The following is a 22,357-nucleotide window of genomic DNA, read 5'->3' as shown; positions in this document are numbered from 1 at the left end:
AAGCGAATTTGACGGGCTGACCAACCAAAGTGTAGCTTGTCAACGACAAGGAAGTTTGCTGGAAAATTCGAGAATTCTTGAGCTTAGAACCTAAGGGTAACGAAACTTTAAAATAGTCACTTTTTTCCAGACACATTCCTGCGTCATTTCCCGCTTACTCATGGTAGTGACCTACTTAAAACCGGGAATTCGGAGGCGAATACAATGTATGCAATCAATAACACCGAATCGAATATCAAACGGACGCTTGACCGGATTCAATCGATGTTCCGACTGAATCACCGTCTAGGCAACTACCTGGCTTCGTTAGAGATTTCATTCGAGAATCGCTCGGTCGTACTTCGCGGCGAACTTCCCTCGGACGAACTCCGCGGAGAATTGGTCCCCACGATCCGCCAAGCCGGTATCCTTTGCCAAGTTTGTAACGAAGTCCAAGTCAGCTAGAGCGGCTTTCCACCGGGGCGCTGGTAAATTTTCCTCCATACCATCGCTTTTTAACTCGCTCGAGTAAGCGGTCCGCCAACTCGTCAGTCAGCGACCGACCGACCCGGACTTACTCGCCGCGATTGGATTGCCACAACCCCAGCGATGGGTTTTGAATAAAGTAAAACTCGCTTCCGTCTTCGTCGGTGTGGAAACCGTTCTGCAACGTTTCAACATCATAACGACGCATCAGTTCTGACAAGTTGCCGGGCGTATATCCCACGGACCGAATTTCTTCATCCGACAAATGGCCCGCCGCATAAACGACCTCGAAACGGTTTTCGGGTGATCCGTGAACCAAGTGAGCAGCGGCCGACAAATTGGCTGCCAAATCTTCGTTCTCGGCGACCAAACGGATCACCTCTTCTCGCGTGCGGTATCCATATTTGCGAATCAGGTGATCGATCTGCTCGTCTTCGCCAAATTCCTCGACGGCAGGCCCCAGCACGGTTAAACGTCCGCCGTTGGCAATCGCCAGTCGCGTTCGATAGATCGCCTTGTTTCCAAGCCATGTGCTCTTGAATTCGTTCGGATCCAGATAGGCAACCACATGTTTGGGGGCCTGGGGGATCATTGTGATGTTGACTTGACTTGCAAGCTCCGCAGCTTGAAAGAACGTGTCGTGATCGTCGCCAATAAACAGACCACGCGTATGCATACTGCGATCCGGCAACTGTTCAATCACAGTCAACGCGTAGACCAACGGCAATTCTTTGCAGAAATGGTCCGATGCGTAGTTCAGAATCTGACGCAGTGGCGTGTTGGCTTGCCCCAGCGTTTGTTCGATCCCGTACACAGCGCTGAGGTAATGGCTCTCGTTAATGCCATCTTTACCGCCGGTACCGACAAACACGTTCTTGTTGTAATTGGCCATCCCGATTACTTCGTGCGGAACGACTTGGCCGAGCGAGAAGATCAAATCATGCCCACCATCCCGCAACAGCCGGTTGACCTGAGCTTCCCAGGGACGGTCATACATGCCGCCGGTGACTTCGGAAACAAATTCCGATGGAACGGTTCCCAAGCGAACAACATCGTCTCGCCACAGATGAGGCCGGAACAAATCATGTGGGATGCCGGGAAACATGTGATTTAGCTTCTCGGGTGCCATTGGTGAATGCGTCCCCAGCGCCGGCATGATGTCTTTGACACGGTCACCAAGAATCTCGTGACATAACACAGTCAATTCACCTGCACGGCTGAACAACCGCGTGTGGTCCGGCGGCAACAACAATGCTCGCTCAGGCTTGCCAATTGCAGAAAATGTCTGCAACAGGGCGTTGCGAAGGTCTTCACTGGTGAGGGAAGTGTTTTTTGAACCCGTTGCGAAAAATGTTGTCATTGTGTTCAGCGAAAATGGTGTTCAGCGAAAATGGATTGCGAACCGAAAAACGTCAACCGGCGGCAACCACCTGAATTGTAAATTACCACGCCGTCGCTGGTCGACAAGTCGTGCAATGAGCGGGCGTTCGGGCGGGCGGGAAAATTTGTAGCAAGGAATCGCGGCAAAAAGGTCAACTCCGCCAGACTTATCCAACCTCGGCCCTCTCAGGGCCCCCCCAAAGTCCAACGGCGACGTGTAAACCCCACGGATGCCCCGTGAAAGCTTACACTTGTCAAAGCGGTCGCTTTATCGCATCGCCTCCCCTCCTTTTTTCGCCTACGCTGCGAAATCTTCCCTCCTTTGTCGTGAAATGTCCCACCATGAAAAACACCTTCCTTGTGCTCGCGTTCCTGCTCGTTCCGGTCGTGGGTAACGCAGCCGACAATTCCTCCTCGGCAATTCCCAATACAGCAAATCAAGGCAACGCCGTGCTGGTCGATGCCAAACGAATTTGGGACGCCGCGCCGCACAACGCGTTCACCGATTTAGTGCGATTCAAAAATCGATGGTACTGCGTGTTTCGCGAAGGTTCTGGCCATGTTTCGCCTGACGGCGGCCTGCGTGTACTGACGTCGACCGATGCAGTCCGCTGGGAATCAGCCGCCTTGGTCACATCGGCGGACTCGGATCTTCGCGACGCTAAAATCACCGTGACTCCCGACAACCGCCTCATGTTGGCGGGCGCCGAAGCGATCCAAACGCCAAGCAAACGCCATCACCAATCGCTGGTCTGGTTTTCCGAAGACGGCCGCACGTGGACAGCGAAACACAAAGTCGGCACCCTCGACAATTGGCTGTGGCGAATCACGTGGCACAAAGGGCATGCCTACGGATTCGGCTACGGCACCGGAGATAAACAAGGTGACCTGAGTCTGTTTCACAGCGAGGACGGCAACCATTTCGAAACCTTGATCGAGAAGGTGGATGTTGCCGGAACCTATCCCAATGAATCCTCGGTGCTCTTTCTGCCTGACGACACCGCCTACTGTCTGCTGCGTCAAGACGGAACCCCCAACTCTGGAAACCTCGGCACATCGCGACCACCCTATACCGAGTGGAACTGGATGAGCCTTGACAAACGAATCGGGGGTCCGGAGATGATTCGTTTGCCCGATGGTCGCATTATCGCTGCGGTTCGTCTATACGACAAAAAAGTTCGCACGTCTCTCTGCTGGCTCGACCCGCAAGCGGGTAGATTGACCGAAGCTCTGGCATTACCTTCCGGCGGCGACACCAGCTACGCCGGAATGGTCTGGCACGACGATCACCTTTGGGTCAGTTACTACTCGTCGCACGAAGGCAAGACGAGCATTTACCTAGCCAAAGTCCGCCTCGCCCCCTAAAAAAGTTTCGGCCCCCCTTGTTGAACCCACCTTTCTTTAGACCCAAGCGGGTTCCCAGCCTTTGCGGTACGGCTTGGTGATGTAGTTTTGGGCGTTCGCGTTGTTGGTGATCGTAAGCGACTTGGCGTCCCATTTAAGTTTTTGGCCCGCGAAACGGATGCCGATCGTGCCTAGCAAGACGGTTTCGGTCAGCGGTCCAGCGTAATCGAAGTGTGAAGTCGTCTCAGCCACCCCGCGACAAGCATCCGCCCACTGCGTGTAGTGATCGACACCTTCGATCACGGGCAATTTGTCGGCAGGAAATTTGTCTTCGGGGAACAACTTGGGCATCGCAACGTGAGGGATCACGAGCGATCCCTTTTCGCCAACCAGCACCGATCCCGCCGCAGGCAGTGCATAATCGGCGGGGACGTCGCCTAGATGTTCGCGCGGTGGTTTGGTTCCAACGCCGTCATACCAAGTCACTCGAATCGTCTCGTTGGCGGTGTACTCGGTACCTGGGAACTCGTAACGCACCGTTGCTCGGTCGGTCCATGATTCGGGAAACAATTTCGGTGCTTCGGCGGTCAATCGCGTTGGCGAGCTTAATTTCAGCGATTTGAAAACGGGGGGGCAAAATATGGCAGCCAAAATCGCCAAGTTGGCCCGTTCCATAAGCTTGCCAACCGCGCCAATTAAACGGGTGATAGATCCCGATTTTGTAAGGACGTTCCTCTGCAACGCCTTACCATAAGTCCCAGCGAACGTTGGATGGCACCGAATCATTGCAACCGCGAAGTTTGCATCGGTGGTAGTGGTGACTTTGACACTGGAGTTTTACCACCAAGTAGCCGCCACTAAGTTGCCGCCACCAGGGCGGTGTCCATGTCTTGACGGATGACGGAGCGGTGAAGTTCATCACCGATTCGATCGAAGCCGGAGACTCTCGTTCACCGGTGGTCAAGAATAGCAGCCCCGGTGTTCCCGCTGGATCGAAAAGTCCATACGGATTGTGGGTTGCACTGAGTACACGCTCGTCGAAAGAAACGATCAACAGCGAATTCTATACGTCTTTCGAAAATCACGACCGAATTTCGTTTAGCTTGCTTTCGCGAACCTTCAAGCACACCCCCCCCAACCGAGGACACTTAAGCAAGAGGGATAACGAAAACCGATTTTGAAACACCGGCAAATTATGCGCAAGCGGAGTGTGCCGGTGTCATTTTGTGTTCATTAATGCTCCGCGCGCACGCTTGCGCATCGCCTCACCTCTCACTTGGTTTGCTCCGGTTCCACGTCTCGTTGAAGACGCTGCGCGGATCGATCTGTTCGTAGGAGTCATTGCTAAAAACAATTCTATACCTAAGAGCCTTGCTAACCAGGTCAAGCGTATCCTCGCCAGCAAAGTCGACAGATTCGTTCAAGTAGGTTCCGTATCACGTCGCTGATCTCCGACGGAAAAAGCGGTCGTCCATGGTTTGCCGACTCATCAGAATGCAACTCCAGGCGATTGAAGGGGTTCTCCCGTTTCGGCCTGAAAATGAAATCGGTCGAAAAGCTTTCGAGTATTCGCGTGATTGAGGATGTGCAACGACGTTTCATGGCATCACCTCATTCGCACTACGGAATTCGCACCGTGGAACCTGATCGATGCGGTCAGCCGGCGTTCGTTCCTTTGTTTCCCTTCGCTGTAACCGCGTTAGCAATTAGATCGAGCGACACGTCAAGATTCCTTCGTTCGGCCGGCGTCACCGCGTTTTCGATGAGAAACCTCAACTCTTCGGAACTGCGGCTGAGCCTCGTTGAGAGCCGTCTTCCCGCCGCTGTCAAACACACTCGCCTCGCGCGACCGTCGATTTTGCAACGCACTCGACGAATATACTCACGCTGCTCGAGCAACTTCAGCATCGCTGTCACCGTGTTTCCGTCCGACGCCATGCGGTCGCCGAGTTCCGACTGCGTGATTCCATCTTCCTCTGCCAGCAGCGACAGCAAAACAAATTGGTCCGCCGTTACGTTGAACGGAGCGAAATGGGATTGAGCCACCCGATGTATCGTCAGATAGGCTCGTCGAAGCCGCATTGGGATAGATTCTTCAAACGTCATTTGTGAACGATCGCTTTGGTGATCTGGTGCTTCGAGGATCGTTGTTATCGCTGAAAACGTAGCAGAAGGTTACCACGCTCTCGCATCTTCTTCTTCGGTCGAGGCCGGCTAAGTGCCCGCGATTTAGCGGTGCACACAAGGCTCGCTCTTCCCACTTGAAACATTACTACGGACACGTACTAATAACAAGCCAATCACCTAACCGATACTCGAATTCAACTCGGAACTCATCCATGGCGCTACACGAATCTCCCACACCCATTGTCCGAAAAGTCAGCGAATCTTCCGATCCCGATGAGCATGGATCCAGTCTTCAGCCGGTTCAAAAGCGGGAAGTCGTGTTGCGATTGGAGGCCGAATCGCTTGAGAACATGCGTAAGCGGGCAACGGTTCGGGTCGATCAACCCAAAGGCAGCACGTTTGAAATCATCTGCGACGAGGGCCCGTACTTGGACGGTGACGATACAGCGCCACCGCCGCTCGCATACTATAGTGCCAGCATCGCGTTCTGCTTTTTAACTCAGCTATCCCGTTACGCGACGGTCAGGAAACTGAAGATCCGCAGCATGAAGCTTACACAGGAAACGCGGTTCACGATGGAAGGCTCTATCATCAAAGGCACGTTGGCTGGCCAAGGTGTTGAAGTCGTCACTCATTTGGATATTGAATCAGATGAACCCGAAGAAGCGATTCGGCAGATGATCGAAGTTGGCAAGAACAGCTGTTTCATTCACCAGTCGATCATGAATCCAGTGCCATCGACGATTCTAGCAAAGGTCAATGGACAGCTTCTCAGCTAGACAGCAAGATTGAGTTGGTCCAGGCCTCGCTTCGCGTGTTGCTGTCACACCCGACTTACTTCTTCCTTTTTTGCAACACGTTAGCACGCATTCTTAAGCTAGCGTCCGTCCATGCGAACGGCTTCGCGGACACGACGAACTAGGCTTGTCGCGATAATAAACGCAACGGATCCAAAACCGATCGGAAAGATTGCCGACAGCAAAAACAGAGAGCGTGAAAACTCTTTTGAAAACACACTTAGTGATGGCCGGTCGGGGTCGATGTAACACTGAACAGCTTCTCCGGTCCGGAATGCGTGGATTAGCTTACCGTGCACTTTGAATCCCGGTGCAAACAGCGAGATCTTCTGAGTTCGATGTTTATAACGTTGGCCTTGATACTCATACGAATAGGTAACATACACGGCATCCCTTGCTTTGCCGCGTTTCACAATTTCAATATGTGATACCCGCGCATCCACCAAGACCGCATTTCGAAGTCGCAATGCATCGACGCAGTTCAATATCAGTGCTATTGAACTCCAAATGGCGACAGATATTGATAAGATCACTATTGCTAGGACTGCAAGTAAACGAACGCCTCGTAGCGGGACTTGGTGTTGATGCATGGGATGTTAGGGACTCACTTGTCATCACCAACGACAATCGTATTCACGATAGAAACAAAGGTGTCGAACACCTTTTTTTGGTTTTGGGCAAATTGATGTGGACTGTGGCGTTGGATACGCTGCTTAAACCCAGACAGGTTCCCAGCCCTTGCGATAAGGCTTGGTGATGTAGTTTTGGGCGTCGGCGTTGTTGGTGATCGACAGCGACTTGGCGTCCCATTTTAGTTTTTGGCCCGCGAAACGGATGCCGATCGTACCTAGCAAGACGGTTTCGGTCAGCGGTCCAGCGTAATCGAAGTGCGAAGTCGTCTCAGCTACCCCGCGACAAGCATCCGCCCACTGCGTGTAGTGATCCACACTTTCGACGACCGGCGTTTTGTCCGCCGGAAATTCGTCTTCGGGGAACAACTTGGGCATCGCGACGTGAGGGATCACGAGCGAGCCCTTTTCGCCAACCAGCACCGATCCGGCTGCGGGCAACGCATAGTCGGCTGGCACATCGCCCAACTTTTCACGCGGTGGCCGCGTTCCCACACCGTCATACCAAGTGACGTTCAGCGTCGAACCGGCGGTGTACTCGGTGCCAGGGAACTCGTAGCGAACCGTTGCTCGGTCGGTCCATGATTCGGGAAACAATTTTGGGGCTTCGGCTGTCAAGTTTGTGGGCGACCCCAGTTTCAGCGATTTAAACACCGGATCCAAAATGTGGCAGCCGAAATCGCCAAGCTGTCCGGTCCCGTAAGCTTGCCATCCACGCCAATTGAAGGGGTGATACATCCCAATCTTGTAAGGACGATCTTCCGCAACGCCTTGCCATAAATCCCATCGCACGCTCTGCGGCACAGGGTCATTGCCGCTGGGGCGATTCAAATGCCGCGGCCACGATGGCTTTCCACTCTGCCATGAATGCACCTCTTTGACCTTACCAATCATTCCGGTATGCACCATGTGCACCGCGGTGCGATAGGCCGAATGGGATTGAATTTGGTTGCACATCTGAGTCACGACGTTGAACTTGCGGGCCGCCAACTTCATTTGCCGTGCTTCGTGAACCGAATGGGTCAGCGGTTTTTGGCAAAACACATGTTTGCCTAACTGCATTGCGGGCAATGCGATCGGGGCATGCATGAAATCGGGCGTCGAAACCAACACGCCTTCGATCTCATTGGACTTGTCCAACAACTTCCGCCAGTCGTCGTATTGTCGTGCTTCCTGGTATTTCTGTGCAGCTTGGCCAAGATGTTTTTCCGAGCTGTCGATGTCACAAAGTGCAACGACTTGGACCTGAGGACTGGCTGCGACGCCATTCAGGTCGCTCCAACCTTTGCCACCGGTCCCGATACTGGCAATCCCCAACCGACTGTTGGCTCCATAGACACGAGAATAAGACAGCGCCGGTAAAGTGATCGCTGCACCTGCGATCGTAGAAGCCTTCAGAAAAGAACGGCGATTACGCGAAACGGCCATAGGTAGGTTCCGTTGGTTGGAGGGAAGTTTATCGGAGGGAGCTTGATTCTAACTCAATTGGAAACGTCTGTGCGTAACGAGTTTGTAATTCGCCGATTTCCTGATTTTTCAGTAACGGAGCAAAACTGCGATCAAAGTTACGCTTTGCCTGCACCAAGACAACGAGCAACAGCAACGTCACCGTGGTTATCCGAAACACCGCGGCACGCCAAGGGCTGGCCGGCTGGACGCCACGCAACTCGGTGACCCAGCAAAGCGTTGGCGCGATCATCATCGCCAATGCACTTGTCATCGTGATACGGCCAAAGAAGTGCCCAAAAAACAGCACCGAAAACAGACTCACCACGGCAATGCCAATCAGAGCGTCCGAGTGGAATGCGAGCTTGGCCTCACCACGGTTCCGCATCATAACGCTCGCTGAAATTGCCGTCCCGATCACCGCTGCGGTGATCGGAATTGTGACGGCGCCCCCCTTAAGATAGCCTGCTAACATCACGCAAACCCCCGCAGACTGAAGCGACACGCAAAGCGAAATCGGAATCGAGACGGATTCTACGGATCGTTTTGACAATCGGCACAGCGAGTACCAAACAACTGCCAAAACACCGCTGCAAATGACCATTGTAAGATAGGATTGCCACAATGGCGTTTCATCCGAATCGATCAAATAGACCGATTGGTGCAGCAAGATACGGGGCAATGCAGCGACGAGACACAACCGCATTAGCCAGGTCAGCCAAAGCGGAGTGCATCGGGCGGCCGCGATCCACTGGATGCAAATCACAGCGGGCAAAATGATCGTCAAGAATCGATCCAATGCGCTGGCGAGTGGCCATGCCCACTGCACTTTCATCACCATCAATCCGATTGCCATCCCCACACCAATCGCTGGAGTGGAAATCCGATTCAGGTTCGTTGTCTGTTCGCGACGCAATCTTGTGATCACCAGCACCCACACGGCACTGGTGATCAACGCGACCGCGAACGACTTCACATACAGCAGCGGTTCAGGCATCCGCTACTTTTTAACGCCTTCGCAATCAATCATAATTAGCGCCTTATCGCCAATCGGTCCGATGGCATTTTTGTCGAAGCCATAGTCGCTGCGTTTGAGCGACAATTCGGTGGAGAATGCGACCCGTTTTGTCCCCTTAAAATCATGTTCTTTGCCCCCCATTAACACCAACGTAATCTCGTTCGTGGTGCCATGCATCGTAAAGTCACCTTTGACTTCGTAGCCACCCTCAATTGGTTTGACGTTGGTGCTTTTGAAGGTGATGGTTGGGAATTGCTTGGTGTCGAAGTAGTCGGGTTGGCGAAGATGTTCGTCGCGGGCCGCGTTTGCGGTATCCACGCTGTCGGTTTTGATCGTCAACGCAAAGGTCGACTGAGAAGGCGTTTCACGATCGAGCGAGAATTTTCCCGAGACCTCATTGAATCGACCATGGATCCAACTGATATCGAGATGCCGTGCTTTGAAACTGACCGAAGAATGCACAAGGTCATAGTCGTAGTCGTCCGCAGCAGAACATGTCGTTGCGTTAACACTGAACAACGCACAGAGTACAAAAGTCAGTCCACAAGCAAAGTGTGATCGTATCATCATGAGGTGTGCTTTTCGAGAGAAAGGTGGCAGTGAACTACGGATCGTGGTCGATCGCAGCATGTTCGCCATCGTATTGGCGGGTTTGACGCGAGTAAAGCAGAGCAAAGTTCGGAAGGTCCGATTCATGGGAAAATCATCGAAAGCGATGCGGAATGAATCCTGGTGGGCCTGCTCCGCTCTATAGATTAATCGATAAAAGCGGCCTTTGTTTTGCAAAAATGTTTGCATTTGCTTAGCAGATCCCTAACAATCGGGGTTCCCACCTTTGATCTCTCCTTATTCCCCCCCGTCGTCATGAAGCGAATCCTGAGCGATGCGTTGTGGTTGGCGTTCGCGGTCGTTTTTTGCGACAACGTCAGTGCAGCAGAGGATGCCACCGCGTTTTTTGAAACAAAGATTCGCCCTGTCTTGGTTCAGCACTGCTATGAATGTCACTCAGCGCAGTCCGAAGAAATTGGCGGCAAGTTGCGAGTGGACAGCCGCGATGCGATGCGAAGTGGCGGCGAATCAGGTCCCTCATTACTGGTCGGAGCTCCCGATAAGAGCTTGATCATCCAGGCCATGCGTTATGATGATCTGGAGATGCCCCCCGACGCTCCCCTGCCCGAAACCGTCATCAAAGACTTCGAGACTTGGGTATCGATGGGGGCCGCCGACCCGCGTGACGACACCGCTAAGGTTGCGAAAACCAGCGAGATCGATGGCGAGGCACTTTGGTCATTCTTTCCGCGGCAAACGCCGGCGATTCCAAACATCCCTCATACGCAGTGGCCGCGTGACCCAATCGATCACTTCGTTTGGGCGCGAATGCAGGATGCGAGGCTCACTCCCACCGTCGACGCGGATCCTCGTACTTTGACGCGTCGAATTTTCTACGATCTGATCGGTCTACCACCAACATCCGAACAGATCACCGCGTTTGTCGCCGATCACGAACACGACGCCGACGCTGCGATCAAACAGCTGGTCGATGAATTGTTGGCGAGTCCTCAATTCGGAGTGCGCTGGGGTCGGCATTGGTTGGACGTAGCACGCTATGGCGAATCCAATGGTGACGATGGCTTGGGACGCAACGCGACCTTTCCTCATGCTTGGCGTTACCGCGACTACGTGATCGATGCGTTCAATAACGACTTCCCCTATGACCAGTTCTTAAAAGAACAGATCGCAGGCGACTTGTTGCCGTCGAAGTCGCCAGCGGAGCGGAATCGCAAATTGATCGCCACCGGTTTCCTTGCCATCGGATCCAAACCGGCAGTGGCGATGAATAACAACTTTGCGATGGATGTCGTGGATGACCAAATCAATGTCGTCTGCACCGGCGTCATGGGATTGAGCGTTGCCTGTGCTCGTTGTCATGACCATAAACATGATCCCATTCCGACTCGCGATTATTATGCATTGGCTGGGATCTTTTCGAGCACGAAGACGCTCTACGGCGCCGTGGCGAATCAGAAATTAACGGCCCCGCCAACTCCGCTGCATGAACTCAGATCGGATTGGCCCACCCAACAAACCGAGCCGGATCGTTCGAGTCCTCCCGTCTTGCCGAACGACTATTCCGCTGCGATCGACTCGCTCGAGCCCGAACTGCACTTCCGGCTCGACGCGGCGCCCGAAGCATTAACCGTGACCCCAGCGGCGAGCTATTCGCCGAAAACCTTTGCGTCGGTGAAAGAGACGACTTTTGTTGGCAAACTGGCCAAGTCGAGCGAGTCGTATTCGGTATCGCTTTGGTTCCGAAACACGCTCAAAAATGATGCACGCGCCATCACGGCATACTTGTTTTCCCGAGGCAAACAACGAACCAGCGGACTTCCCGGCGATCATCTTGGCATCGGCGGCAAACACGATTCATCGCGTAGCGGCAAATTGTTCGTCTTTAACGGAGACAAAGACACGACGTCTGTCGCCGGCAGCACCGTCATCCCCACGGGCAGTTGGAATCACATCGTCTTGGTCCGCAACCGCGATCAGGTGAAGGTGTTTTTAAATGGACAACTTGAAATCGAAGCTGACATCAAGGCTACCTTCGGCGACAATGCGGAATTCTGCGTGGCAAACCGCAGCGACAACTTTGCACCGCTTACAGGCAACATCGCCGAGTTCGCAGTCTTTCCTCACGCATTAACAGACGACGATGCAGTGAAGCTTCACGCGACGTCGGGGCAACCACGCGGCGTTCGAGTGATTCCGCCCTATGGTTTTGCAATGGGAGTGCAAGAAAAAGCAAAGCCGGTTGACTGCAAAATCCACATCAACGGTCAAAGCAATAAGCTCGGGCCTTTGACGCCGCGAGGCACGCTAACCGCCTATCAAACGATCGATGCAGATGCCCCATTGAAGGCGACGGGAATCAAGATCGAATCCCAGCACAGTGGTCGCTTAGAGTTGGCGGAATGGCTAACTGCCCCGAATCATCCGCAAACGGCGCGTGTGATTGTGAATCGGATTTGGCAACACTTGTTTGGCCAAGGAATCGTGACGACACCCGATGATTTTGGCGTCTACGGCGCTCGACCGACACATCCCCAATTGTTGGATCATTTGGCGAATCGTTTTGTCAAAGAGGATTGGTCGATCAAACGTTTGATCCGCGCCATTGTGCTGTCTCGCACCTATCGCTTGGATAGTCAAGCCGACAGCGATCACATTCGCATCGATCCCGACAACCAGTATCTCGCGAGGCATGAACGTCGACGATTGGATGCGGAATCGCTTCGTGACAGCGTATTGCAGGCGTGTGGATCGATCGACTATTCACCCGCAAAAGGATCTGCGATCGAAAACGTCGATGCGTTGATCAATTGGCCCCCTGGGAACGCGACCGACCTGCATCGCGACAGCAACCATCGCAGTATCTATCTGTGTATGCTTCGGCACTCGCCACCAAAAGAACTCGCTGTATTCGATCTACCTGACGGGGTTGGAATCGCGGGGAAACGAGATGTCACGACGCTTCCAACACAGTCGCTCTTCTTGCTAAACAGCTCGTTTGTGATCAAGCAATCCGAGCGACTAGCCAGCAACGTGTTGAATTTGGACTGCCGCGAAGATCGCGATCGTATCCAGCGAGTTTTCGATGCCGTACTGCATCGTCCCGCCACGAATTCCGAACTAGATGCGGCGAGGGCGTTGCTTCATCAGTTTAACGATGCGGGCGAAGATGACGACACCGAAACAGTCGCGGCGAGACACATCCGAGCTTGGGCAAGCCTTTGCCAAGCATTGCTGATGACCAACGAATTTCGATACGTGGATTGAGGACGCAGATGATTTCACGAAGAACGATGCTGCAAACCGCTTCCTGCGGTTTCGGCTATTTGGCGATGCAGTCGCTGTGTCAGTTGCAGGCCACGACGGTTGACACCGCCACCCCCATTCCGCTCGCCAATTCGACCATCCCGCCCCGCGCCAAACGTGTGATCTTCTTGTGCATGAGCGGCGGACCTGCGCAAATGGATACGTTCGATTACAAACCGCAGACTGGCAAAAAGAAGCATCCCGGTTCGGTGTTCCCGTTCGCCCAGCGAGGTGAGAGCGGGTTGTGGATTTCGAATCTGATGCCAGAAACGGCGAAACATGCTGATCGTTTGTGCGTGATCAACGGCATGCACGCCGATACCGGCAACCATGCGCAATCGTTTTTGCAATTGCACACCGGCGAGAAACTGCGAAAACGGCCTAGCATGGGATCATGGATCTCGTATGGGTTGGGCACTGAGAACAAAAATTTGCCCGGGTTTGTCAGTCTGAATGCGGCCAAACCCTCGGTCTATAGCAGCGTTTTCTTACCCACCGAGTTTGCTGGAACGCCGATTGGGACCAGCGGCGAAGACATGTCCAAGGCCATGATCCGTGATATCTCGGGCACGCATTTGCCAGCCGACGTGAAACGGCAGCAATTGGATTTTGTGCAAGCGATGAACCGTGAACATCTCGGTGCACGACCCGGCGACGCCGCGTTAGAAGGTGTCATCGAGTCGATGGAGCTTGCCTTTCGCATGCAATCGACCGCGCCCGAACTTTTGGATTTGAGCCGCGAAACCGAAGCGACGCTGCGGCGTTATCGCGTCGGAAAGAAGTTGTCAGTCGGCACATGCCGTCCTACCGATTTTGGACGTCAGTGTTTACTCGCTCGCCGGTTTGCCGAGGCGGGGGTGCGTTTTATCGAAGTCAATCATGGCGGCTGGGATCAGCACAACGACCATCGACGGGACTTGAAGGCAAATTGCGAAACGATTGACGCCCCGATTGCCGCCCTCCTTGAAGATCTCGCTGCACGCGGTTTGTTGGAGGACACATTGTTGGTGTGGGGGGGCGAATTTGGCCGCCCTGGCTTGATCCCTGACGATGGAAAGGATGCATCGGGACACAATTCCAACGGGTTCACTTTTTGGTTAGCCGGGGGCGGCGTCAAACAAGGCTACGTGTACGGCAAGACCAATGAAACCGGTTCGCGTGCGGTCGAGGGCAAGGTGCACTTTCGAGACCTGCATGCCACGATATTGCATCTGTTGGGGCTGGATCATCAACAGTTGACGTTCGAGCATGGCGGCCGACAACATCGATTAACCGGTCACGAAGAAGCCAAAGTCGTTCACGAACTATTTGCCTAAATTTTCATTGGAAACACCATTGTCGATCAATCCATTTCGAATCTCTGCGTCACCACGCTGTCAAATTGTCCCGCTTCCCGGCAATCAGGTCTCTTTTGCAATCGATGGGACCGAGCGACTGCGATGGCACGCGTCTGAAGATGCGCCCCGTCCGTTTTTCTTTCCGTTGACCGGTCCTTCGGGTATCCCGTTAACGCGAATGGGGCACCCGGGAGCACCGGATCATGACCATCATCGATCCGTATGGTTCGCACACCACAAAGTCGCGAATCACAATTTCTGGGCGGACACGCCATCCACAAAGATCCGACAAACCCAGTGGTTGGCGTATGACGATGGCGATGATGAAGCGAGGATGGCGGTCCAGCTCGAGTGGCTCGCCGGCCCCGAATTGCACCCCGTGATCAAACAGGACTTGTTGGTGGCTGTTGCTCCCGCACCCGGCGCAGGAGTGTTTCTTGAACTGCAAACATCACTCCGTTCCGTGGCGGAGACGATCAAGTTAGAACAGACCAATTTTGGGCTGCTGGCGGTACGCGTCGCCAAAGCCATTTCGGCACGTTTCGGGGGCGGGGTGATCACCGGAGCGAACGGCCAGCAAGGCGAAAAGGCGTTGTTCGGTATGCCGTCGGCGTGGATCGATTACAGCGGCGAGATTGACCAAGGAATCGTCGAAGGCATCACCTATTTCGACCATCCGAGCAACGGAAGATTCCCAAGCAAGTGGCACGTTCGCGACGATGGTTGGATGGGAGCATCGGTTTGTCGCGATGGAGCGGTCATGCTGTACAAAGACAAGCCGACTGCGTGGCGTTACCTATTGCACGCTCATCCAGGCGCGATCAATCGTGACGTTGCTTCACAAGTGCAAGACGATTTCCATAATCGTTCGCCGATGCGTTTGCAGAAAGGCGGTGTTTCTCAGGCCTATACGATCGAGCGTTCCTAGCGGCGCGGACGACGCCACGTTTCTACCCTACTGCTTGGCACCAAAATAAGCGTAATCGGCTTGCGCTTCGCTGCGGCTCGACTACTTGATCGCGGTGCGCATGGCGTCCGCCTCGCTGCGATCCGCTTCGTCGTGGAAAACACCCGATGATTGTCGACGTCGACAAACTTCGGATGCGGTCCCTCCGCGACACGAATTCGCTCGGAACACTACTCCGCGAACGGTCAGATTCAGGCGTCTGGCATTCCAGTCCGCGTGGATTGACATGAAATATGACGGGGCTGCCCCCAACGTTTGAAGCCGCGATTGACGCGTTTTTTTGGCTAAAACTCCGGCTAACTCGTCAAATCTTCGATCTTTTCAAAAATTCTTTGTCCAAATTGCGGCCAAGTCGGAGTGGTTAGGTAAGGGAAGACGCTCCGAGTCGGTTCCGTTAGGGTCTGCGGCCCATTATTGACGCCGCCACGCCGCAAAAATTGCGGCACCGCCGAACGTCACTTGTTGAAGGAAAGAGACAACAAGCTGCGTGTTCCCTTACTTAAGTACTAGATCGAACGTCGCGGAGCAGCTTGGATGTCAGATATTGAACTGAACGAATTGATCGCGGCATGGCTGGATGGCCGTATCAGCGAATCCGAATCGGAATTGCTGCAACAGCGACTGCGTGAATCGGCGGAAGCTCGAGCAACCTTTCTCGAATTCTCGAAACTCGATGCCGGACTGCGGGAAGTGGCTAGCGGTGACATCGCCGCGAACCACGTTTTCGAAAATACGGCGTCCGATTCCGTTGGCCAGCCGAAACAGCTCGACGCATCACGAAAAACAAACCACCGTTTTGTCTGGGTTCAGCTTGCCGTCGCTGCGTCATTGTTGTTGGTCGTCGGTGCGGTGGCCTACCAGCTTGGCAAGTCTAATTTATCGGGCTCGATCGCATCGGGTTCCGCAGGTGTCGAGTCGGTAGCCACAACCGCAGCAGCGACGACGGCTGAACGCACGATTGCTGGCTACGCCACACTCCGCCGAGTCGCTGACATACGCTGGTCCCAAAACCACAGCCCGTATCGCGAAGGGGATGTCTTACCCGCCGGGGTGCTGCAATTTGACGAAGGCGTCGCGGAAATCGATTTTTTCTGCGGAGCAACGCTTGTTGTCGAAGGTCCTGCAAAGATGGACCTCGAATCCGATTGGTCCGTTCGCATGTTGGCCGGTCGGATGAGAGCGAATGTCCCCCCAGCCGCACGAGGATTCGTGGTCAAGGCAGCGGATTCCGAGATCATCGATTTGGGAACCGAGTTTGCCTTGGAAGTCGGTCCCGAGTCCGCTCGCGTCAAAGTCATCGACGGTGAAGTCAAACTCCGCGGCGGTGAGCATGACGGGAACCACTTGACCACGGGGCAAGCCCGACGATTGGCGGGAACCGAGGATGCCGAAGACTCGTTTTCAAATCTCAGCACGGTCACTGATGTTCGGATGCGACATGAACTCGAGCAACGCGAGCGTTTTTCGCAGTGGAAATCGTACTCCGAACGGTTGCAAAGCGACGATCGGCTGATCGCTTATTATCCCATCGCCCAGCTGCAAGACGAACGCAGTGTTCCCAATCTGGCTCACACCGGCAGCCAATTTGACGGTGCGATTGTTGGTTCGGTCAATCAAACCACCGGGCGTGTCGGCGGCAATTCGACGGGACTTGATTTCAGTCATCCCGGTGCACGCGTCCGTACGTTGATTGATGGCGAATACCAAGCATTCACGTTTATGTGTTGGGTTCGGATCGACAGTCTTGCTCACGTCTACAACGCGTTGTTCATGGCCGATGGCTACGAAAACGGCGAGCCTCACTGGCAAATCGATAGTGAAGGCCGCGTGATGTTTTCAGTCATGGTCGATGACAGCGCTGAAGTAATTTACTACAGCAAAGTCGAAGAGGCAGTGGTCCGCGATGCAGGGCGACACCGTGTCTATCGCACGCCGCCGATCTGGGATTCGTCCAAAGCCGGACGCTGGATGCAAATTGCCGCGGTGTATGACCCCGCCGCGATGCGAGTTCGGCAATACGTTGATGGCCAAATGGTCAGCGATGCTTCCATTCGCGATGACCTGCTGGTCAAGCGGCTGCATGTCGGTGCGTCTGAGATTGGGAATTGGGGACAACCGTTTCGCAAAACGCCACGTTTTGCCGTTCGCAATTTGAACGGAACGATAGACGAATTGGCGATTTTTGACGCCGCACTAAGTTCCGAAGAGATTCAAACGATGTACGAAAACGGCAAGCCCTCGGGATATTGACCCATCCCCAACGTTTAATGTCACCGCCAACCATTCAATTCAAGTTTCTGATTTTCCCATCATTGCAAATCATGATCATTCAACATCACTCCATCCTTGTTCGTGTGCTGTTAGCCGCTGTCATCAGCGTCGCGTACCTGAACACAATGACGTACGGCGACGAAATTGACTTTCAACGCGACATCCAGCCGATCTTCAACGAGAGCTGCGTGGATTGTCATGGGCCGGACGAGCAAGAGTCGAATTTTCGCGTCGATAGCCGCGTGGCGTTGCTAACAGGAGGCGACTATGGTGATCCGGGAATCGTGCCGGGAAACGCGGCAAGCAGTTTGCTGATTTCCGCCGTCTCGTACGACGATCCCGATCTGCAGATGCCTCCGGACGAGAAGTTGAGCGATGAAAAAATTGCCCTGCTACGCGAATGGGTCAAACAAGGTGCGGTTTGGCCGGGACAAATGGACGCCAAGGTCGTTCGCGAAAAATCAGATCATTGGTCGTTTCAACCAGTCGTGCGTCCGGAAATCCCAGCGGTAGCGGCGAAAGCGAATTCGCACGCGACGGTTTCCAGCAAACACGCGGTCGAGTCCTCGCCGATTGATTCGTTTTTGCTCAACCGTTTACACGGCGAGGGACTCTCCTACTCGGAACCAGCTGATCCACGATCGCTGATTCGGCGAGTTTCGATCGTTTTGACCGGACTGGCACCAACCCCCGAGCAAGTCGATTCGTTTGTGTCGGCGTTCGATCAGGATGCCGACGCAGCTTATTCCGAGCTAGTCGAGCGACTGTTGGATTCGCCCCACTTCGGCGAACGATGGGCTCAACATTGGCTGGACGTGATTCGTTGGGCTGAAACCAATGGTTCCGAAAGCAACATGTATCGCAAAAATGCATGGATCTATCGCGACTATGTGATCCGCGCATTCAACGAAGACAAACCGTACGATCAATTCTTGTTTGAACAAATCGCCGGCGATACGGTGGGGCAAGGAGACGCAACGGGGTATCTCGTATCTGGGCCGCACGTCCCCGCAGCCACCGTCGGGCAAGAACCGACGGCGCGTCGCCAAGCGCGTGCCGACCGCATGGACGAGATTCTGCAAACCGTGGGTGCAAGTGCGATGGGAATGACGATCGGTTGTGCCCGTTGTCACAACCACAAATTTGATCCGATCTCGATCAAAGACTATTACTCGATGGCAGCCGTCTTCCAGGACATCGAATTTGGTAGTCGGTTCCCGGAACTCGCCGACACTCATCCTCGCAAGGTTCGCGGTAAAGAATTGTATTCGCAGATCAACCAACTGCGTCAAAAGCTTCGATCCATGGGGCCGTGGGACGAACATTGGATTGGTTTCAAGGAAGTGCGATTTCCCGAGACCAAAACCCAAGCCGTGCGGTTGACGTTCACGAAGAACGCGGTTCGTGTGGATGAATTAGAGATCTTTGGCAGCCAAGAACGCGGTCGCAATTTTGCGTTAGCTTCCGAAGGCACCAAAGTCGAAAGCCCCGAAGAGATGGCCGTGCCGCGAGGTCCGCTCGAAAACATCAACGACGGTGAATATGGCACCGACGGTTGGGCTGGCAAAAAGCCCGAAGGCAGCGATGACTATCCGTGGGTGACCTTTACATTCAAAGAAGCTCGGGACATCAACCGGATTCGCATGAGCTCCAATCGCGGCGACTTTCTTGAAACGGACTATTTGACCGGGTTGAATTTCGTCTATGTCGATCCTTACATCGTCGAGGTGAAAACCGAAGACGGCCAATGGAAACAGGTTGCGGGAACGAAACACTTTCAATCACTCGACAAACAGCATCCATCGCGCACCACGCTCAGCAAAGAGTTGCAGCGATTGATTGAACTCGCCAACGAAGAAGGCCCCAAACCAAGTTTTGTCGGTCGCTTTGTCAAACCAGTGACCACATTTGTGTTTCGACGCGGTAGCCCTGAAACCCCAGGCGAAGAAGTTCCGCCAGCTGGATTGAGCGAGCTCGAAGGCGATCTAGGCCTCCAGTCCGATTCGCCTGGCAAGCAGCGTCGCAAAGCGTTTGCCCAGTGGCTTACCGACGCCGAAAATCCGTTAACCGCTCGAGTGGCGGTGAATCGGTTCTGGCATCACGTCTTTGGCCAAGGCATCGTGGCGACAACCGCTGATTTTGGTGCTGCCGGAGCCCAACCGACCCATCCTGAACTGTTCGATTGGTTGGCAGCCGAGTTCGTCAATCCCACGCTAACCGATTACCGCGGCGTCGAGACAGCGGATTCGTCACAACGCGATCATAACGACGACTCGCCCGATCGCACTCGTTCCGCCTGGTCGATGAAACATATGATTCGGTTGATGGTGATGTCAAAAGCGTTCCGACAATCCAGTCTGCCGCGAGAGGACGGTTTGGACGTCGATGCGGGTTCGGCACTGCTATGGCGTTTTCCTCCGAAACGCGTCGAAGCCGAAGTGATTCGCGATTCAATCCTGCAAGCGTCGGGTGTATTGGACACGGCCTTGGGTGGCCGAAGCTTCCGCATTCACAATGTCAAACAAAAGTACTCGCAGTGGGAAATCGTCGATAACCACGGACCGGAAACATGGAGACGGATGATTTATCAGGAGCGGATGCGGCGCGTCGACGACCAGATGTTTACTGCGTTTGATTTCCCCGATTGTGGACAGGTGCAGGCAAAACGGCCGGTTTCCACGACTCCGCTTCAAGCCTTGAATCTGTTGAACAGCGATTTCGTGATCGATCAATCGCAACGCATCGCCAAGCGGGCAGAAAAAGAGAGCCGAGGTGAATTGGCTGAAGCGGTACGGCGATGCTTCGAGTTGTTGTTAACCCGCGAACCGACGTCGGATGAACTTGACGCCAGCTTGGATTTGGCAAGACAGCACGATCTAGCGATGGTTTGTCGCTCGCTGATCAACGCCAACGAATTTGCATTTCTGCCGTAATTCGCAATGCGACGGCTACGAAGTTGGGGAACCTCGCGACAACCGCGGGGGACAGAACCGCTTTGAGCTTCGATTGGAACCATACACCCAAAAACTTGATGCGAGAACGAAATAATGAGTAATCCTGAACAACTATCACCGCTTGGACGTCGTCTACTGGATCGCCGCGGTTTCCTGCACACCGCGGGACTCTCGACCAGTGCGATGGCGTTTGCGAGTCTGCTACAGCAGGACGGTTTGTTGGCGTCCGACAATACGGCCGCATTTGGGAACAAACCAATTCGTCCGGTCATCGACCCGAGTCGTCCCTACGCGGCTCGCCAGTCCCATTTCCCGATGCCTGCGAAACAGGTGTTGGTGATCTATCTGCCTGGAGCCGTTAGCCATGTCGACACGTTTGACTACAAACCCGAACTCGCCAAACTGCATGGTCAAAAACCACCGGGCATTCCCGCGGTGACCTTCGAAGGCCCGACTGGCAACATCGCCAAGCCGTTTTGGGACTTCAAGCCTCGCGGGGAATCGGGCAAGATGGTTTCGGACTTGTTGCCTCATTTGGCGCAGCACGTTGACGACTTTTGCTTCTTTCACGCGTTGACGACCGACACCAGTGCTCATCCGCAGGGCGAGAACTTTATGAACACTGGGTTCACGATGGAAGGGTTCCCATCGTTTGGGGCCTGGGTCACCTACGCACTGGGAACCGAGAACGAAGAACTGCCTTCGTTTGTTGCGATCAATGACCCGCGAGGGATGGCGAGAAGCGGCAAGAACAATTTTGGGAACGGCTTTTTGCCGGCCGCGTTTCAAGGAACCGATTTCAGTGCGACGACGCCCCCGAATAATTTGCATCGTCCTGAATCGCTCACCCGCGCCGCCGATCGCGGCACGATCGACCTGTTGCAGCGACTCAACGCACGGCACTTGAACAAGTATCCCGAGGACGCTGATTTGGCCGGACGAATTGCTAGCTACGAATTGGCGGGCAAGATGCAGACCACCGTGCCCGATGTGATGGACATCTCCGGTGAAACTGCCGCGACGCTGAAAGCCTATGGCGTCGAGGGCGGCAGCAAGCTACGAGGCGAATATGCCCAGAACTGCATCTTGGCTCGTCGGTTACTCGAAAAGGGAGTCCGCGTCGTCCAATTGTTTAACGGCAGCGATCCCTCGGGCGGAAACGGCATCACGAACTGGGACTCTCATTCGGACATCGAAAAAACCCATGCGATGCAGGCCGAGATCATGGATCAACCGACCGCGGCCCTATTCGCCGATCTGAAGCAACGCGGAATGCTCGAAAACACGCTGGTGGTTTGGGCCACCGAATTCGGACGGATGCCGTTTTTGCAGGGCAATGGTACGGGCCGCGATCACAACCCAAGCGCCTTCACCTGCTTCCTAGCGGGTGCCGGAGTGAAAAAGGGGTATAGCTATGGCGAAAGTGACGAGTTTGGCTTCAAAGCGGCGATCAATCCGACGACCGTTTATGACTTTAACGCGACGCTGTTGCACTTGATGGGACTCGATCACGAACGTTTGACGTTTTATCACAACGGTATCGAGCGACGTCTGACCAATGTCCACGGTCATGTCATCAAGGACGTGTTGGCCTAAAAGCACCTGTCTGACCAAGCGGCATGTTGCCCCAAACCGCGTGTTGTCCCAAGCGGACGTCACGCGAGTTTCGAATCGATTTACCTGCACTTGGATCATCCAAAACTCCGCACCGCAGTGTCTTTCTACTCGCAACCTCACCACCCTTATCGG

The 22,357-nt window shown here is 54.2% G+C and carries 16 protein-coding genes and 1 pseudogene; 10 read left to right on the top strand and 7 right to left on the bottom strand.

Annotated elements, in window-relative coordinates; translation table 11 throughout:
* The first annotated feature begins 204 nt into the window (after positions 1 to 204).
* Positions 205 to 444: a hypothetical protein gene (locus ABX962_RS05060; RefSeq protein WP_372717222.1), complete on the top strand. Its 240-nt coding sequence runs from the start codon at positions 205 to 207 to the stop codon at positions 442 to 444.
* Between the two features lie 109 nt (positions 445 to 553).
* Here ABX962_RS05060 and ABX962_RS05055 read toward each other — a convergent pair whose 3' ends face one another.
* Complete coding sequence (locus ABX962_RS05055) at positions 554 to 1,825, bottom strand: D-mannonate epimerase (RefSeq protein ID WP_372717221.1); 1,272 nt, start codon at positions 1,823 to 1,825, stop codon at positions 554 to 556.
* Positions 1,826 to 2,187: 362 nt separating this feature from the next.
* Here ABX962_RS05055 and ABX962_RS05050 point away from each other — a divergent pair, with 362 nt between their 5' ends.
* On the top strand, positions 2,188 to 3,210 hold the full coding sequence (locus ABX962_RS05050; RefSeq protein WP_372717219.1) for a sialidase family protein: 1,023 nt from the start codon (positions 2,188 to 2,190) through the stop codon (positions 3,208 to 3,210).
* 36 nt (positions 3,211 to 3,246) lie between these two features.
* Here ABX962_RS05050 and ABX962_RS05045 read toward each other — a convergent pair whose 3' ends face one another.
* On the bottom strand, positions 3,247 to 3,864 hold the full coding sequence (locus tag ABX962_RS05045; protein ID WP_372717217.1) for a hypothetical protein: 618 nt from the start codon (positions 3,862 to 3,864) through the stop codon (positions 3,247 to 3,249).
* 179 nt (positions 3,865 to 4,043) lie between these two features.
* On the opposite strand from ABX962_RS05045, the pseudogene ABX962_RS05040 reads away from it, so the two are divergent.
* Positions 4,044 to 4,253: pseudogene (locus tag ABX962_RS05040) on the top strand (DUF1559 domain-containing protein); the annotation flags it as partial.
* A 592-nt stretch (positions 4,254 to 4,845) separates the two neighbouring features.
* Here ABX962_RS05040 and ABX962_RS05035 read toward each other — a convergent pair.
* On the bottom strand, positions 4,846 to 5,271 hold the full coding sequence (locus tag ABX962_RS05035; RefSeq protein WP_372717215.1) for a MarR family winged helix-turn-helix transcriptional regulator: 426 nt from the start codon (positions 5,269 to 5,271) through the stop codon (positions 4,846 to 4,848).
* 257 nt (positions 5,272 to 5,528) lie between these two features.
* Between ABX962_RS05035 and ABX962_RS05030 the strand changes: the two genes are divergently transcribed.
* A complete protein-coding gene (locus ABX962_RS05030; RefSeq protein ID WP_372717213.1) occupies positions 5,529 to 6,095 on the top strand; it encodes an OsmC-related (seleno)protein in 567 nt (188 codons plus the stop codon).
* Positions 6,096 to 6,193: 98 nt separating this feature from the next.
* Here the strand turns inward: ABX962_RS05030 and ABX962_RS05025 are convergent, their stop codons facing one another.
* The 4 genes from ABX962_RS05025 to ABX962_RS05010 form a co-directional block, all read right to left on the bottom strand.
* Positions 6,194 to 6,703 (bottom strand): DUF3592 domain-containing protein, encoded by a 510-nt coding sequence (locus tag ABX962_RS05025; RefSeq protein ID WP_372717211.1) that lies wholly within the window; start codon positions 6,701 to 6,703, stop codon positions 6,194 to 6,196.
* Positions 6,704 to 6,826: 123 nt separating this feature from the next.
* Positions 6,827 to 8,170: a Gfo/Idh/MocA family oxidoreductase gene (locus ABX962_RS05020; RefSeq protein ID WP_372717209.1), complete on the bottom strand. Its 1,344-nt coding sequence runs from the start codon at positions 8,168 to 8,170 to the stop codon at positions 6,827 to 6,829.
* Between the two features lie 28 nt (positions 8,171 to 8,198).
* Positions 8,199 to 9,185: a hypothetical protein gene (locus tag ABX962_RS05015; protein ID WP_372717208.1), complete on the bottom strand. Its 987-nt coding sequence runs from the start codon at positions 9,183 to 9,185 to the stop codon at positions 8,199 to 8,201.
* Positions 9,186 to 9,188: 3 nt separating this feature from the next.
* Positions 9,189 to 9,776, bottom strand: a complete 588-nt coding sequence (locus tag ABX962_RS05010) for a YceI family protein (RefSeq protein ID WP_372717206.1) — start codon at positions 9,774 to 9,776, stop codon at positions 9,189 to 9,191.
* Between the two features lie 294 nt (positions 9,777 to 10,070).
* On the opposite strand from ABX962_RS05010, the gene ABX962_RS05005 reads away from it, so the two are divergent.
* The 6 genes from ABX962_RS05005 (at position 10,071) to ABX962_RS04980 (ending at position 22,204) form a co-directional block, all read left to right on the top strand.
* Positions 10,071 to 13,040, top strand: a complete 2,970-nt coding sequence (locus tag ABX962_RS05005) for a DUF1553 domain-containing protein (protein WP_372717204.1) — start codon at positions 10,071 to 10,073, stop codon at positions 13,038 to 13,040.
* Between the two features lie 8 nt (positions 13,041 to 13,048).
* A complete protein-coding gene (locus ABX962_RS05000; RefSeq protein WP_372717202.1) occupies positions 13,049 to 14,395 on the top strand; it encodes a DUF1501 domain-containing protein in 1,347 nt (448 codons plus the stop codon).
* A gap of 19 nt (positions 14,396 to 14,414) precedes the next feature.
* On the top strand, positions 14,415 to 15,344 hold the full coding sequence (locus ABX962_RS04995) for a PmoA family protein (RefSeq protein ID WP_372717200.1): 930 nt from the start codon (positions 14,415 to 14,417) through the stop codon (positions 15,342 to 15,344).
* A 573-nt stretch (positions 15,345 to 15,917) separates the two neighbouring features.
* Positions 15,918 to 17,633 carry a LamG-like jellyroll fold domain-containing protein gene (locus tag ABX962_RS04990; RefSeq protein ID WP_372717198.1) on the top strand — a complete coding sequence of 572 codons (1,716 nt, stop codon included), beginning with the start codon at positions 15,918 to 15,920 and terminating at the stop codon, positions 17,631 to 17,633.
* Between the two features lie 17 nt (positions 17,634 to 17,650).
* A complete protein-coding gene (locus ABX962_RS04985; protein WP_372717196.1) occupies positions 17,651 to 20,587 on the top strand; it encodes a DUF1553 domain-containing protein in 2,937 nt (978 codons plus the stop codon).
* Positions 20,588 to 20,701: 114 nt separating this feature from the next.
* Positions 20,702 to 22,204, top strand: a complete 1,503-nt coding sequence (locus ABX962_RS04980; RefSeq protein ID WP_372717194.1) for a DUF1501 domain-containing protein — start codon at positions 20,702 to 20,704, stop codon at positions 22,202 to 22,204.
* Positions 22,205 to 22,357 lie beyond the last annotated feature (153 nt).

The sequence above is a fragment of the Novipirellula sp. genome (genome assembly GCF_041583735.1).
GTDB lineage: Bacteria > Planctomycetota > Planctomycetia > Pirellulales > Pirellulaceae > Novipirellula.
This window is presented reverse-complemented; position numbering and strand designations above follow the sequence as displayed.